The sequence below is a fragment of the Luteibacter sp. genome, assembly GCF_051958795.1.
GTDB lineage: Bacteria > Pseudomonadota > Gammaproteobacteria > Xanthomonadales > Rhodanobacteraceae > Luteibacter.
Map to the genome: position 1 here is coordinate 1 of NZ_JBQCFT010000333.1, position 14,130 is coordinate 14,130.

Below are 14,130 nucleotides of genomic sequence, written 5' to 3' on the forward strand. Positions count from 1 at the left end.
GATGAGTCGAAAAAACACCCTATCGGCTGTCTAGAAAGACTTGACCACCTCAGGGCGCCAAGGGCTCTTTCCAGAGACGTCTGAGCGCTAGAAGCGATGGCGAAGCCGAGCCCCGCGAAGCCGAAGGCGAGCCCGATCGAGAGGACAAACCAAAAGCATCGCGCGCAAGCGCGCTCCCACAAGAGAGCGTGAGTCGCCTAGCGGTGGCAGAGGCAGTCGCCGTCTTCGCTTGGGTGGCCCATCAACGCATCGATCAGGTCCGCCGTCGGGCTCCACTCGCCGATCGCCGGGTGGATCAGCATCGCCTTGCGCGCGCCCAGCCGCGAGTTATCCAGCACCGACGCAATCGCCGCCCGCTCATACGCCTTCACCGAACGCACCAGGCCCGCCACCTCATCCGGCAACGGAGCCAGCTTGCGCGGCTCGATACGGTCCAGCGAGATATCACACAGCGTCTCCACCACATCCTCATCCGGCAGGTCCGGCACCGCACCGCGGTTACGGGTATTCACGACGATCGGAGCCGGCTTCGCCCCGGTCAGCGCGCTCATCACATCGATCGCGATGCGGTGGTAACCCGTCGCCACGCGGAACGGATCGACATCCAGGCTCACGCCATGGTCGAACGCCGAGCCGCCCTCGGCTTCCAGCTTCATGTACGAACCCGAGCGCTGGTTGAGGTAGGCCGCATAGATATCGACGGCTTCGTCACCCTGCCGGGCCGCCAGCCGCGCACGCAGCGCAGCGAACAACTCGTCGTTGAGCTTGCCGATCTCGGCACCACGGCTGCCGCCCTGGCGGCGCTGGTTGCCGAGCGCGCGGCGCCGCTCGTAGTAGAAGAACAGGTACTCGGTGGGGATGAGCCGCAAGGTACGTATCATCGCCGTATCGAACAGGGGCGCCAGATAGAGGCTGCGCAGCAGCTCTTCGTTATCGATCAGGCTATCGATCCGCTCCTCCCCGCGGACGCGGACACCGCGCACCCAGCCCAGGTGGTTCAGCCCGACGTAGTCGCACTCGACATCCTCGAACGGCTCGCCGAGCGCCCGCGCGATGTTGTGGAAAAGCTCGGTGGGCGTATCGCAGATACCGACGATGCGCGCCTTGCTGTGGTCGTTCACCGCCTGCGTGATGAGGCCCGCCGGGTTGGTGAAGTTCACCAGCCACGCGTCGGGCGCCAGGCGCTCGACCTGCCGCGCGTATTCGATCGCCGCGGAAACCGTGCGCAGGCCCATGGCGACGCCGGCCGGCCCGGTAGTCTCCTGGCCCGGGTAACCGTGCTCGATGGCCACGCGCTCATCCGCTGCACGGCCGGCGATGCCGCCGATGCGGATGCTGTTCAACACGAAATCCGCGCCGTCGATCGTGTCTTCGATCGACGTGGCGCCGCGCAGGCGAAGCGCGCCGCCGGAGCGCCTGATGATCGCGTTGCCCAGGTCGACCATCACCTGCAGGCGCTCGCGGTCCGGATCGAAAAGGACCATCTCGGCAGCGCCGAGCGCCTCGGCGGCCTCGTTCACGCCAAACACGACCAGGGGCGAGCGCACGCCGCCCCCACCAACCAGCGCGATCTTACGATCGGTACGTCCGTTCACGAAGGGTCCTCAATTGGGGGGAATGGGGCAGCGCCGCGAGGGCGCCGGGGGCCGTGCTGCACAGCGCGCCGCAGACGCAGGCGCGCTCGAGCGCAGGGCCAAGGGGTACGTCATCGAGCCACGCGTCGATCAGGCCGGCGTTGAAGGCATCCCCGGCACCCGTGGTGTCGACAGCCTCGACAACCGGGGGCGGCACCTGGCTGGTGACCCCGCCAGCCATCGCCAGCGCGCCCAGGGCGCCGCGCTTGAGTACGGTGCGCGCCAGGCCGTTCGCACTGGCCCAGGCGAGATACGCTTCGGCGGACGGGTCGCCGCATATGAGCGCCGCCTCGGCCGCGTTGGGCAGGAACAGGTCCACCTCGCGGCACGTGGCCAAGTTCGCCGGGTCGGTGAGCCACGCCGGCGTGTGGCCGACATCGAGGGACGTCGTGCAACCCGCGGCGCGCAATGCGGGAAGGACGGATCCGGCCAGTTCCCGTGACAGCGGCATGGCGAAGTGGACGTGGCGCGCGGCGGCGAGGTCGGCGATGACGGCGGGTACCGTCAGCCATTCCGCCAGGCCGCGGTTCGCACCGGGATAAGTGAAGAACGTGCGGTCGTCGCGCATCGAGACACTGACCGTGATGCCCGTGCCATCGTGTTCGAGGCGGATACCGCCCATGCCGACGCCGAACTCGCCGAGGCGCTGCTCGAACCAGTCGAAGTCCGCGTCGCCGATCAGGCCGACCAGGCGTACGCGGCGGCCCAGGCGCGAGAGCCCGCAGGCGGTGTTGACGCTACCGCCGCCAAGCTCGCGCACGTATCCCTGCGCGATCACTTCCTCGCCGGGCTGGGGCCAATGGGGGAAGCCGGTGAAGATGTGGTCGGCGAAGATTTCTCCGACGACCGCCACATCCCAGGACTTCAGGTGGGGAACGGCCACGTACGGGTTCTCCGGGCTTGCCAAAGGAAAAGGATGCAGCCCACCGTGATCGCGACCACGGCGGTGAGCATGGTGGAGACGCCGCTGGTGGCGACGAGATAGAGCCAGCCGGCGACGCTGATGGCGATCGGCAGCGGATACAGCGGCATGCGGAACACATCCGCGGCGTGCCCGCGCCGGCGCAGGGCCACGACGGCGAAGCACTGCGCGATGTACTGGAACAGGATCTGCACCACCATCAGCATGCTGATCAGCTTCTCGAGCGAGAGGAAGCAGGCAAGCGCGGACGTGATGCCGACGAACAGCAGTGACACCGTGGGGAAGCCATCACGTGGATGCAGCCGCGCGAACGGCTTGAAGAACTGCCCGTCCGCGGCGGCGGCATACGGGACGCGCGAGTAACCCAGCAGAACGACCAGCGCCGAACCCCAGCTGGCGACCAGGATGAGCACCACCGCGACCGTGCCGCCCCACGCGCCATGCACCGCCTGCAACATGTCCGCCACGACCGCCGTGGATTTCGACGCGGTTTCCCAGGGCAGCACTCCGAGGATGCTCACGTTGAGGCCGAGGTAGAGGACGGCCACCACGGGAATCGAGATCAGCACCGCACGCGGGATCGTCCGCCGCGGCTGCTTCACCTCGCCACCGAGCATGCATACGTTGTTGTAGCCGCCGTAGTCATAGACGGCAATCAGCGATACCGCGCCAAGCCCCAGCCAGAATCCCTTGCCCGTCGGTGACGGTGCATCGAGGAAGTGCCGCGCCGTGGCCATGTCGAAGTGGCTGATGCCCGTGAACACGATCCACGCCGCCGCCGCGACAACCGCGACGGTCACCACCAGCGAGAGCTTCTGGATGTCGCCAACCTTGCGATAGAGGATCGCGGTATTGACCAGGCAAAGCGTCGCAGCGATGAGGATCCGGCCGCTATCGCCGAGCGATGGCATGAGGTAACCGGCGTACTGGGCAAACCCGACCGCCGCCGAGCCGATCGAGAGCGGCGCCGTGAGCAGCGTTTGCCACAGGTAGAGGAAGCCAAACAGCCGCCCCGCCCGCTCCCGTCCGTACGCTTCGCGCAGGTAATGGTAGGGACCACCGGATTCCGGGATGGTGGAGCCCAGTTCCGCCCACACCAGGCCATCGCAAAGGCAGAGCAGCGCGCCCGCGATCCAGCCGAGCAACACGGCCGGCCCCGCGAGCGCGGAGAGCGCGAGCGGGATCGTCACGAACGGCCCGATCCCGATCATGTTCAGCACGTTGGCCGACAGGCCGCCCCAGAAGCCGATGGCCCGCGGGGGCACCGGCTTCGTCATCACCATGGTTTGGCCTTCACGCCAGCCCGTCATCGATCCTCTCCGCCGCCTAGAACGAGTACTTCACGGTAACCAGGGCGGTACGCCCGGCATCGACGATATCCGAGTTCACCAGGCTGTAGCGGCCGATATGCGACCAGTACTGGTACTGCTTCGTCAGGTTGCTGATCTGCAGGTCGAACTGCAGCCCGTTGGCCATCTGGTAGCCCGCATGCAGGTCCACGCGACGGATCGGCCGCAGCCAGAGGTCATCCCAGGTCGCCCCCTGGTTGAGGAAATCGTACGTCGACAGGTAGGAACCCGTGTAGTGGTAGCTCAGGTTCAGCGAGAACCCGTACTTCTCGTAGAACAGCTCCACGTTTGCCATGGTCCGGGGTGCCTGCTGCAAGCGCTCGTGTTCGAAGCCCTCGCGGCCCAGGTCCACGCGCGAGTTCTGCTTCGTGGCGTTGACGCTGAAACCAAGGCCGTTCCAGGCTCCCGGCAGGTCCTCGAACTTCTGCCGGGCGGTGGCTTCGATACCGTAAACGCGGCCATCGCCACCGTTGGTCGGCGTCTTCGTCAGCACCGTGCCAACGCCCGAGGTGTTCGGGTTGGCCTGGCCACCACCGCTGTCGTAGATGTAGTCGCTCAGCTTCTTGTAGTCGCTGGTGAGCGTGAAGAAGCCGCCGTGGTTGGTCGTCCACTCCGCGCCCAGGTCCACGTTGGTGGCCTTGATCGGATCGAGATCCGGGTTACCGCGGGTGATGGTCGTGACGCCATTCGATACGCTGATCTGTTCGCCGCCACCCAGCTGGACGAACGCCGGGCGGGTATAGCTCTGCCAGATGGAGCCGCGGAAGACGACGTTGCCGCCCGGGCGGTAGTTGATGAACAGGCTGCCCAGCGGCTCGTTATAGATGGTACGGTTGTTCGAGAAGTGGCCCGGCAGCTCGTTGCCGTCGGCATCCTGCGGCGTGGTCCAGAACGTGTTGTGGATCGAGGTGTGCTCGAAGCGCACGCCCGGGATGATCTCCCACGGGCCTTCCTGGATCGTCGCCATGGCATAGGCGGCCGATACGGCCTCCGTGCCACGCATGGTGTCGCAGTTGAAGTTGTTGAAGTCGAGCTGGCCGCAGGTATCCAGATCGGACGGCTGTACGTGAGCGTCGATGAGGGCGGCGACCGCGGCGCGGCTCACCTCGGGCGTACGCCACGGGAACTTGCCCGGGAAGATCTGGTTGTAATAGCCCTTGAAGATCCCGAGGTCGTCCAGCGTCGTCGTGCCATCGTTGATGCCGCCCGTGGACCAGTCGCGGTTGGTGAACTCGCGCGAGCTGTCGCTGTACTTCACGCCGAACTTCACGTTCTGCACCGGGCCGTCTTCGAAGTCATAGCGCAGGTCGAGCCTGGCGCCGCCGCGCTTCTGGCCGGAACGGATCTTGGTCACCTCGCCGTAATCGTTGGCCCACATGTGCTGGATGTTGTTCACCGAGTTCAGCAGCGCCGGCGTGAGCTGCGGATACGGGAAGTGGCTCCCGCCGTAGTTCAGCAGCGAACTCTGGTTATAGGCGAAGTTGTCCTGCGAGTACTTGTCCTCGCGTCCATCGATCTCGACGTGCTCGGGGCGATCGTTGCGGCCGATGCTCCAGAACACGTTCGGCGAGATGGTCCAGCCACCCGCGGTCTTGTCCGCGCCCAGCTGGATGGTGGCGAGGTCCGCACGCTCCGGGTTGGTCTCGAACCAGAAGCGGTTGGCGATGCGCCCGATGTTCGGCGAGTGCACGCCCGGGGTCGCGGTGGGTTCGTAGGTGACATCCTGCGGCAGCAGCTGGTTGTACGTCGTGTTCTGCTCGGTCAGCGCATAGGCATACGAGGCCTTCGCATACGCATGCAGGGTCGGGTCGATGTTCCAGTCGAACGACATGTTGCCGCCGTAGCGACGCTCGAAGCCCGAGGCGATGCCGACGTTGGTGCCGATGCTGGTCAGGTTGTGCTGCGGGTCGTACCCGGGTGCGTTTTCGCCCTCGGCGGTCGCATGCAGGAACGCCCAGGAGCCGTCGTTCGAGGCGCTTTCGGCCGCACCGATCTCGCTGTTGGCGATGTTGCGGTAGTCGTAGTAACCGCTGATGTAGAAGCCGAACTGCTTCTCCTCGCCGAACTTCTTCTGCAGTTCACCCGCGAGGCCGCTGCCCAGGCCACTGCCGCCGTAATCGCGTGCGCGGCTCTCCACGCGGCCGCTGGTGGTCACGCTGCCACTGAAGTCCTTCTTGAAATCGAAGGCGCTCGGCGTGCGGAAATCGATGGTGCCACCGATGGCATCGCCATCCATGTCAGCGGTCGAGGTCTTGTTGAGCACGATGGTCTGCAGGCCCGAAGGTGGCAACAGGCTGAGCTGCACGCTACGGCTGTACGGCATGCCCTGGGTGACGTTGCTGCCGTTGACCAGGTTGACGTTGTACTCCGACGGCAAGCCGCGCACGGAAGCAAACATGCCTTCGCCGCGTGCCGCGCCGTCGATACCGCCGAAATAGCCCGTACCGGTCGTGGTGACGTTCACGCCGGACATGAGCCCTAGCGCCTCGGCGACGTTATGCACCGCGGTGTTCTGCAGGTCTTTCGCCGACAGCACGTCCACGGTGTTTACGGAATCCATGCGGATGCTGGTCGCCTCGTAGCGGTTCGCCACGACGCTCAGCGCCTTCATCTGCACGGCCTTGTCCTTCTCGGCCTTGTCTTTCTCGGTCTTCGCCGGCGGGTCGCCCGCCTGCGCCGCCTGCTGCGCGAATACCGGCGATCCCATCACGCCGAAGGCCGTACACACGGCCAGCACAAGCGCCTTCCTCGTCAAAACATGGTTAGTACGCACAAGTCACCCCACCCCGAAAGTGTCGATAGCAGACAACACATGACCCTCCGCCACGTGCTGCGGAAAAAGCTGACCAGCGACCTTCGTGGTGCATTGGCTATGTGGGAGCACGCTTGCGCGCGATAGCTCGCGATACCCGTGTATCGCGTGCAAGCACGCTCCCACAAACAGCGCCTTTACAGGCGCGCGGCAAGAAGGATGGGCCGATCAGTAAACCGGATCAGGCGGTATGGCGCGGCGGCGAATAGCCAGCAAGCGACTTGCCCCGCGAACGCAGGGCACTCAGCTTGGCGCGGGAGAGGATCGGCTGGCCATCGGCCTGCACGAACGGGAACGACGGCTCCGCCAGTGCGCAACCCGGATTCGCTGGATTGGGAGTGCGGTGACGCATGGTGTCCCGTTGCCGATCACGAGGTGCGCCGCTTGCATGCCCCATGCACGCAATGGCGAAAGTGACTACGCATTATCGGTAACGCGCAGCACGGGACAAGATATAGCGCAGCGTAAAATCGGCGTCAACCAGCGGATCTGGATCGAGATTCCTGCTGCGAAGCAGCAATTGCCGCCGTGCTTCAGAACGCCGCGTTCCACCCGACGTTGATCCAGTGCGATGGGTGTGGACTCTTCTCACTACCGACGACCAGGTCGAGGCTCGACTCACCGAAGGCCAGGCGCACGCCGCCCTGGTCGGTGATCGTACGGTGCGTCCACAGGCGTTCGACCAGCAGCGTCCAGCGCGGGGTCACCGCGAAGTCGACTCCGATGCCATACAGTGCATGGGTGGACTCGCCGCCTATGCGATCAGCGCCTGCATTCAAGGCGACCATGACGCGTCGTGCATCATCGATGCCGAACGTGGTCGCGACATACGTCTGCGCATCATCCTGTCGTCCACGAATCCATGTCGCCGCCGTGGCTATCGCGACGCCGATGCCCTTGTCGTCGCCGTTGCGCAGCTGCCACTTCACCGATGGATTGACGCCGGGGCCGAAGGCACGGTGCCCGGTGTTGAGCGTGACCCCGATTTCCACGGGTCCCGCGCCACACGCGGGAACGGCATAGATCCCGTTGCTGCCGTGCGACCATTCACGCAGCCACGATTCAAGCTGGCATTTGCCGGTACCGACGACCGATGCGTCGTCGACGTTATAGCTACCCCCTTCGGCGTGAAGCGTGGCGCCGGATAAAAGGCAGGCCACGGCGCTTGCCGCGCGCAGAAAAAAAACGTCGCGACGAACTCGCATTCGACGCGACGCATAAAGCCGGCATCTGGGGGATATGGGCGATGCCGGATCTTGCGTAGCGGCATATCGGAGCATGTCTTTAATCCATTCGGCATATTCGCGATATGCGCAGTTTCGTCATTTGGTCGAAGGCGCCGTTGTCGGTGCCGTCACGGTCACGGTGGCAGGCGGTAGCAGTTTATCCTGCGCCGCACGGATGACAGTGCCGATAATGATGATTGCCAGTGATACGTTCGTGATAACGAACAGCACCGGCGCGAGTTGCGCGATCGCTCCTGTCACGCCACGCGACACCATGCTGATCGCCGTGCCGGAGAGCGCAGTCAGCCCGAAGGTAAAGGCCCAGTAGCTCGGCGCGAACGGCTGTTGCATGATCCAGGGCAGTAAGCGAATCATAAGGAATAGCTGCAGCAGCCCATATCCCCACGCGGCCTGCACCAGGAGCTCCGGCGTGCCCTCCGTATTCGCCAGCCAGGCCGCGACCGCGACGACAGGCGGTGCGAGCTGGATGCCGAGTGTTGGACGCAGGGCAGTCGGCAAGGGCTGCGCGTGGAACAGCCGGTTCACGATGACCGACTCGAGCGACAGCCAGGCGAAGATGCCTGCACCCAGGAACAGCACGCCCCACGATGGGTACCCGAGCAAGCCTGCGGTAATGGAGGTGATGAAGTTGCCCGCGACAGAAGGAAGATAGATCACCGGCGTCACGGTGGTGACCTCGCGCCCACCCTGCAACATGTCGCCAACGCGCCACACGCTGAAGAGCACGTGGCCTGCCCCGCCGATGATCAGTGCGGCCAGCGCGAGCGTATGCGAATGCGGTGCGAGCACCACTCCCATCAGCGCCGTGCTCGAGGGCACCAGGCCGATGAAGCAACATTGCACGGGGTGCTTCGCTTCCTCGAGCGCCGCGCTCCGGTGGCCGAGCCACTTAAGCGCGTACGAGCCGATCAGCACGGCCCAGACCACGAACGCCACCACCATGATGGCTTCGCCGATCACGGGCGGGACACCCCAGAGGTGGCTCGCGTTACGCCAGTTGCTGCCCAGGCCAACCAGGCCCAGGACCATGCCGAAGAACGACGCAGGGATGGACCGGTGGATCACCATGGGGGGCCTCGTGGGTTGAGAACGCGCCCACTATCTTGGCCCCACCCCGGGTCGTCTTGGCAAATGCGGTACTCAGTCCTTCGCCCAGACCCCCGCGTGGAAGACCCACCGGCCGTTTCGCTGCTCCCAGAACGGGTGCACGTAGTGGTAGCCAGGCCGCTCCCGCTCCCAGTGGCCACGCACCGGCGTGTAGTCGTGGCCATCCCATTGCCAGTACCCGCGCGCCCATACCCAGCCCACGCGCTCAGCCGGTTCCTCTTCGGTCGGGTGCTGCGGCGGCTCGTGGTCGACCTTCACGAGGGTTTCGTTGCGCGCAAGCCGCGGCTGGGGGGTGCAGGCCGAAACAGCCAGGGCGGTGGCGAGGGCCAGGAGGGGCATGGCGGACGTCAGGCGCATGGGGACCTTGGGGACTGGAAAAGGGGGGAAGTAGACCGGTAACGCTTTCCGGCCCATTTCGTTACACGGATTCATGCCACGCGGACACCCTGTCCACGCCAGCCCACCCAAGGTGGGGGCATCCCCCACGGAGTCCAACCCATGCCGCTGAAAGCCCTTGGCCTGAACTGCACGCTCGCGCCCTCCCCCAAGCCCTCGTCCTCACAGAAACTGCTGGACCAGATCCTGTCCGCGCTGGACAAGCGTGGCGTGGAGACCGACAGCCAGCGCGTGGTTGACCTCGATATCAAGCCAGGCGTCAGCCACGACGAAGGCCAGGGTGATGAGTGGCCGGGCCTGCGCAAGCGCATGATGGCTGCCGACATCCTGCTCATCGTCACGCCGATCTGGATGGGCCAGCCAAGCAGCGTCGCGAAGCGTGCGCTGGAACGGATGGATGCGATCCTCGGCGACATCGGGGACGATGGGCGTTATCCCACGTTCGGCAAGGTGGCGATCGTTGGCGTGGTCGGTAATGAGGACGGCGCGCACCACGTGAGCGCCGAGCTTTACCAGGCGCTCGCGGACGTAGGTTTCACCATTCCCGGCTGCAGCCCTGCGTACTGGGTGGGCGAGGCGATGGGTGACACCAACTACATCGACCTCAAGGAAACACCGGAGAAGGTGGCGGAATCGATCGAGACGCTGGCGTCCAATGCGGCGCATCTTGCGCGGGTGTTGAAGGAGGATAACTATCCAGCGCCGCTGTAAAACATGCATTCGCGCCAGCGAATGAACCGATTGCTCATTTGCCGCCTTCTTTCGCGCTCAAAGGTACGACGGCGCGCTCGCGTGCTTCCGCGGCATCGGCGCGGCGTACCGGTGCGGCGCGCGGTTGCGAGGGTGACGTGCGTCCCAGCGTGATGTTCTTCGACGCGCGCACCTCGCGGTTCGAGAAGGTCCAGATCTCACCGGTCTCCGTGATGAACACCGTCCAGTACAGGTCGGATTCCGGGCCGTAGTCGATCAGGAAATGGGCGAAGCCTTCGCCCTTGGGGGTATTCAGCGGGAGCGGCGGGTTGAGCTGCAGCATGGGCGGTCAGCCACCTTTCTGGGTGTGGTTGTCTTCACCGGTTCCGTCGACCGGGTCGCCGGAGGCGTCCGTCTCGCGCGGGCGGGTGGGGTTGCGCGGATTTTCCGGAACGTCGTTCTGTCCCGGATGCTTTTCGGGGGCGTTCTTTTCGTTAGCCATATCGTTCTCCGTCTTCGTCATGCGCAGCGTTTGCGCGCGGCCCTGAAGACGGTGTGATGGCGACGTGCAATGCTGTTCGCACCGGCCCCGCTTCCATCACCGGCCTTGCACGCCACCGACGGGAGAGTAAGCGCATGAAGATCGCGACCTTCAACGTCAACGGGATCACCTCCCGCCTGCCGCATGTCCTGGAATGGCTGGAGCGCGAGAAGCCCGACGTGGCCTGCCTGCAGGAACTGAAGTCGCCCGACCGCGGCTTTCCTCTGCAAGCCTTCCATGACGCCGGCTACGGCGCGGTTTGGTCCGGGCAGGCTTCGTGGAACGGGGTGGCGATCCTCTCCCGTGGCGAAGATCCGATCGAGAGCCGACGCAGCCTGCCCGGCGACGACAAGGACGTGCATAGCCGCTATATCGAGGCGCTCGCGCACGGCGTGCTCGTCGGCTGCCTGTACCTGCCGAACGGCAACCCGCGGCCCGGCCCCAAGTTCGACTACAAGCTGGCCTGGTTCGAGCGCCTGATCGCGTATGCGAAGCCGCTTTTCGAAACCGGCTACCCGATCGTGCTGGCGGGCGACTACAACGTCGTGCCGAGCGACGCGGACATCTACGACCCGAAAAACTGGCGCCGCGACGCGCTGTTGCAACCGGAATCGCGCGACGCCTATGCGCGCCTGCTCGACCAGGGCTGGACGGATGCGCTGCGTGCCATGCACCCGGATGCGCACATCTACACGTTCTGGGATTACTTCCGCCAGCACTGGCCGCGCGACCGCGGCCTGCGCATCGACCACCTGCTGCTCTCGGCCGAGCTGGCGAAGCGGATGAAGAACGCGGGCGTGGATCGGTGGGTCCGCGACCTGCCCAAGGCCAGCGACCATGCGCCTACCTGGGTCGAGCTGCGCGATCCGCCGGGGAAAAAGGCGCGGAGGTAACCGTGGCGAGCGGGCGTACCGGCGTGTCCGGCTGGCGGCACCTACCGTGGCACGGCACCCTCGAAGCGCGGCGCTGCGGGGCCCTGTCACAGAACGGCCAAAAAAGCGAAGCACGGGCCGGTCGGGTTTGCTAGATTCGCGACAACACGACCACCACGACGTCCATGCCCCAAGAGCGCCACGCCCGGCTCACCCGCCTCGTCGATCGCAGCAGCAAGGCCAGCGTGGCCCTGGTGGTCCTCTTGACCCTCGCGGGCGTGGGGACCGCGCTGGGGCTGCTGGCCACGCAACGCATCGTCGGCAAGCGCTATGAGGTCCTGATCGCCACCCAGGCCATTGCCCAGGATGTCCACGACATGCGCGTCGCGGTCGGCGCCTGGGTCATCCGCGACGACAGGAATGCCGCCGCCGCCTGGCACCAGGCCGTCGACTCGGCCAACGATCACATCGCCATGCTGCAGGCCAGCCTGGGCAGCGATGGCCGCGAAAGGAACCTGGTCACCACCCTCGCGGGCAGCGTACGCGAGCGCATCGATACCGCCGCACCCCTCCTCGCCCGTCCGGCAGCAGCTGACCGCTCGCGGCGCATCGAGGAGCTCATGGGCGGCGACTACCAGTCCCGCAACGATGCCGTCTCGCGCGACGTGCTTGCTCTCGCCAATTACGAGCGCGACCGGCTGCAGCGCGGGCAGTTCCGCCAGGCCATGGTCCTTTCCATCGCCGGCGCCGCGCTGATCGCCCTCGTCGCCTGGTCGGTCGTGACCTTGCGCCGCTCCCGCCGCATGGCGCGCAGCCTCCTGGATGCCTGGCGCGATTCACTGGATGCCACCCAGCGCGGACGCGCCGAACTGCAGGCGTTCACGGACGCCGCCCCGCTCGCCGTGTTCCATGTCGATGCCATGGGCGTCCCCCTGTGGCAGAACGCACAGGCGCACGCGTTCGTCGGCACGCGGGCTGGCGTCGACGTCGCCACGTTCATGCGCGAGAACATCGAGGCAAGCGACCAGGCGCGGGTGCTCGACGCCTGGCGCCAGCTCGTCACCACGGGCGAACGCTTCGAACAGGTGTTCCGCTTCCGCGGTACGGACGGGCTCAACATCTGGGCCCACGCGCACGCGACGCCGGTCGTCGTCGCCGGCACCACCAGCGGCTTCGTCGCGGTGCTGCAGGACATCACCGGCGCGCGCATGCTGCAAGAGGAGCTCGACCAGTCGCGCAAGCGCCTGCGCCGTCTCACCGATTCCATCCCTGCCCTCATCGGCCGGCTCGATGACTCGGAGACCTATCGGTTCGCCAACGACACCTACCGGAACTGGTTTGGTGACGCCGCGCCGCGGATCGGCCAGACGCTGCGCGAGTTCGTCGGCGATGCGAACTACCAGCGGCTCGTGCCCATGCTGGCCCGCGTGCGCAACGGCCAGACCGTGCGCTTCGAAATGAACCAGATGAAGCTGCACGGGAAGTACTTCACGGGCGACGTGACCTACACGCCCGAGATCGACGACGCCGGCGTATTCCGCGGCTTCTATGTCATGGTCACCGACGTGAGCGAGCGCAAGAAGCTCGAGGAAAGCCTGTTCGCAGCGAAGGAGCTGGCCCAGGTCACGCTGGATTCGATCGGCGATGCCGTGCTCACCACCGATACGACGGGCACCATCACCTTCCTCAACCAGCGCGCCGAAGCGCTGCTGCTGCGGCCGGCGATGCGTGCCCGCGGCATGCCGATCGAATCCGTGGTTTACCTGCGCGATTCCAGCGACCAGCCGAGCGAGAGCTCGCTTATGCGCGCGATTGCCGAGGAACGCCCCGTGGATATGCTGCAGCCCCGCCAGCTGCTCCTGGCGGACGGCACGCGCCTGGATATCGAGGACGTCGCGGCACCCATCCGCGACCGCGAGGGTCATGTGGTGGGCGGCGTGCTGGTGCTACGCGATGTATCGGTCGCCCGCGCGGTCGCCGACCGGATGCGTCAGCTCGCCGAGTCCGACACGCTCACGGGGCTGCCGAACCGCCTGGTGTTCGAGGAACGGCTCAAGGCTTCGCTAGCCCACCTGAAGGCGGATGACAGTCTCGCGGTGCTGTACATGGACCTGGACGGGTTCAAGGCCGTCAACGACATCCATGGCCACGCGGCGGGCGATGAACTGCTCCGCCAGTTCGCCGAGCGCCTGCTCCGCCGCACGCGCAAGGCGGATACGGTGTGCCGCCTGGGCGGCGATGAGTTCGTGGCCTTGCTGGCCCCACCGATCTCGCTGCGCGAGGCGATGGTACGCGCGGAGGACTTCGTGGACGCGGCGGCCCAGCCATTCTTCTGGAATGGCGTGCCACTGCACGTCACGGTGAGCGTCGGTATCGCCACCGCGCCACAGCACGGCGTGGATGCCCTCGCCCTCGTCCGCCACGCCGACGATGCGCTGTATGAGGCAAAAGCCAGCGGCAAGAACAAGGTGGCCGTGCTCTAACCCTGTGGGAGCGGGGGGGGGGGGGGGGGGGGGGGGGGGGGGGGGGCCCACCGCGGCCCGCCGGCCCGCCCCCCGGG

At 66.0% G+C, this 14,130-nt stretch carries 13 protein-coding genes; 3 read left to right on the forward strand and 10 right to left on the reverse strand.

All coding sequences use genetic code 11. The features are described 5' to 3' along the window. Nucleotides 1-197 precede the first annotated feature (197 nt). The 8 genes from ACTHLF_RS17260 to ACTHLF_RS17295 all read right to left on the reverse strand — a co-directional run bounded on the left by ACTHLF_RS17260 (nucleotide 198) and on the right by ACTHLF_RS17295 (nucleotide 9,428). Nucleotides 198-1,595: a family 4 glycosyl hydrolase gene (locus ACTHLF_RS17260; protein WP_440328893.1), complete on the reverse strand. Its 1,398-nt coding sequence runs from the start codon at nucleotides 1,593-1,595 to the stop codon at nucleotides 198-200. Continuing rightward, nucleotides 1,573-2,517 (reverse strand): carbohydrate kinase family protein, encoded by a 945-nt coding sequence (locus tag ACTHLF_RS17265; RefSeq protein WP_440328894.1) that lies wholly within the window; start codon nucleotides 2,515-2,517, stop codon nucleotides 1,573-1,575. The genes ACTHLF_RS17260 and ACTHLF_RS17265 overlap by 23 nt, the downstream gene beginning before the upstream one ends. Then, nucleotides 2,499-3,866, reverse strand: a complete 1,368-nt coding sequence (locus ACTHLF_RS17270; RefSeq protein ID WP_440328896.1) for an APC family permease — start codon at nucleotides 3,864-3,866, stop codon at nucleotides 2,499-2,501. Before ACTHLF_RS17270 ends, ACTHLF_RS17265 begins: the two co-directional genes overlap by 19 nt. Nucleotides 3,867-3,882: 16 nt before the next feature. Continuing rightward, on the reverse strand, nucleotides 3,883-6,612 hold the full coding sequence (locus ACTHLF_RS17275) for a TonB-dependent receptor (RefSeq protein ID WP_440328913.1): 2,730 nt from the start codon (nucleotides 6,610-6,612) through the stop codon (nucleotides 3,883-3,885). A 286-nt stretch (nucleotides 6,613-6,898) separates the two neighbouring features. Further along, the gene (locus ACTHLF_RS17280) at nucleotides 6,899-7,069 is read right to left on the reverse strand and encodes a hypothetical protein (RefSeq protein ID WP_440328898.1); all 171 of its coding nucleotides are present in this window, start codon (nucleotides 7,067-7,069) and stop codon (nucleotides 6,899-6,901) included. A 181-nt stretch (nucleotides 7,070-7,250) separates the two neighbouring features. Next, nucleotides 7,251-7,877 (reverse strand): hypothetical protein, encoded by a 627-nt coding sequence (locus ACTHLF_RS17285; protein ID WP_440328900.1) that lies wholly within the window; start codon nucleotides 7,875-7,877, stop codon nucleotides 7,251-7,253. 162 nt (nucleotides 7,878-8,039) lie between these two features. Then, complete coding sequence (gene tehA, locus ACTHLF_RS17290) at nucleotides 8,040-9,032, reverse strand: dicarboxylate transporter/tellurite-resistance protein TehA (RefSeq protein WP_440328902.1); 993 nt, start codon at nucleotides 9,030-9,032, stop codon at nucleotides 8,040-8,042. A 72-nt stretch (nucleotides 9,033-9,104) separates the two neighbouring features. Then, entirely contained in the window at nucleotides 9,105-9,428 is a 324-nt protein-coding gene (locus tag ACTHLF_RS17295; RefSeq protein ID WP_440328904.1) for a YXWGXW repeat-containing protein, read from the reverse strand. 141 nt (nucleotides 9,429-9,569) lie between these two features. Between ACTHLF_RS17295 and ACTHLF_RS17300 the strand changes: the two genes are divergently transcribed. Continuing rightward, the gene (locus ACTHLF_RS17300; RefSeq protein WP_440328906.1) at nucleotides 9,570-10,178 is read left to right on the forward strand and encodes a flavodoxin family protein; all 609 of its coding nucleotides are present in this window, start codon (nucleotides 9,570-9,572) and stop codon (nucleotides 10,176-10,178) included. Between the two features lie 34 nt (nucleotides 10,179-10,212). On the opposite strand, the gene ACTHLF_RS17305 is transcribed toward ACTHLF_RS17300, so the two are convergent. Both ACTHLF_RS17305 and ACTHLF_RS17310 read right to left on the reverse strand, forming a co-directional pair. Next, the gene (locus ACTHLF_RS17305) at nucleotides 10,213-10,500 is read right to left on the reverse strand and encodes a hypothetical protein (RefSeq protein ID WP_440328907.1); all 288 of its coding nucleotides are present in this window, start codon (nucleotides 10,498-10,500) and stop codon (nucleotides 10,213-10,215) included. A gap of 6 nt (nucleotides 10,501-10,506) precedes the next feature. Continuing rightward, nucleotides 10,507-10,659 (reverse strand): hypothetical protein, encoded by a 153-nt coding sequence (locus ACTHLF_RS17310; RefSeq protein WP_440328909.1) that lies wholly within the window; start codon nucleotides 10,657-10,659, stop codon nucleotides 10,507-10,509. A 134-nt stretch (nucleotides 10,660-10,793) separates the two neighbouring features. Here ACTHLF_RS17310 and xth point away from each other — a divergent pair, with 134 nt between their 5' ends. Together xth and ACTHLF_RS17320 are read left to right on the forward strand one after the other, a co-directional pair. Then, a complete protein-coding gene (xth, locus tag ACTHLF_RS17315) occupies nucleotides 10,794-11,591 on the forward strand; it encodes an exodeoxyribonuclease III (protein ID WP_440328910.1) in 798 nt (265 codons plus the stop codon). Nucleotides 11,592-11,755: 164 nt separating this feature from the next. Further along, nucleotides 11,756-14,053: a diguanylate cyclase domain-containing protein gene (locus ACTHLF_RS17320; RefSeq protein WP_440328912.1), complete on the forward strand. Its 2,298-nt coding sequence runs from the start codon at nucleotides 11,756-11,758 to the stop codon at nucleotides 14,051-14,053. Nucleotides 14,054-14,130 lie beyond the last annotated feature (77 nt).

Bases quoted from the DNA above. Each gene is read 5' to 3' on its own strand.
- ACTHLF_RS17275 (WP_440328913.1), bottom strand. From the start codon at position 6,612: ATGGGATCGCCGGTATTCGCGCAGCAGGCGGCGCAGGCGGGCGACCCG.
- ACTHLF_RS17295 (WP_440328904.1), bottom strand. From the start codon at position 9,428: ATGCGCCTGACGTCCGCCATGCCCCTCCTGGCCCTCGCCACCGCCCTG.
- ACTHLF_RS17300 (WP_440328906.1), top strand. From the start codon at position 9,570: ATGCCGCTGAAAGCCCTTGGCCTGAACTGCACGCTCGCGCCCTCCCCC.
- xth (WP_440328910.1), top strand. From the start codon at position 10,794: ATGAAGATCGCGACCTTCAACGTCAACGGGATCACCTCCCGCCTGCCG.
- ACTHLF_RS17280 (WP_440328898.1), bottom strand. From the start codon at position 7,069: ATGCGTCACCGCACTCCCAATCCAGCGAATCCGGGTTGCGCACTGGCG.
- tehA (WP_440328902.1), bottom strand. From the start codon at position 9,032: ATGGTGATCCACCGGTCCATCCCTGCGTCGTTCTTCGGCATGGTCCTG.
- ACTHLF_RS17270 (WP_440328896.1), bottom strand. From the start codon at position 3,866: ATGACGGGCTGGCGTGAAGGCCAAACCATGGTGATGACGAAGCCGGTG.
- ACTHLF_RS17320 (WP_440328912.1), top strand. From the start codon at position 11,756: ATGCCCCAAGAGCGCCACGCCCGGCTCACCCGCCTCGTCGATCGCAGC.
- ACTHLF_RS17310 (WP_440328909.1), bottom strand. From the start codon at position 10,659: ATGGCTAACGAAAAGAACGCCCCCGAAAAGCATCCGGGACAGAACGAC.
- ACTHLF_RS17305 (WP_440328907.1), bottom strand. From the start codon at position 10,500: ATGCTGCAGCTCAACCCGCCGCTCCCGCTGAATACCCCCAAGGGCGAA.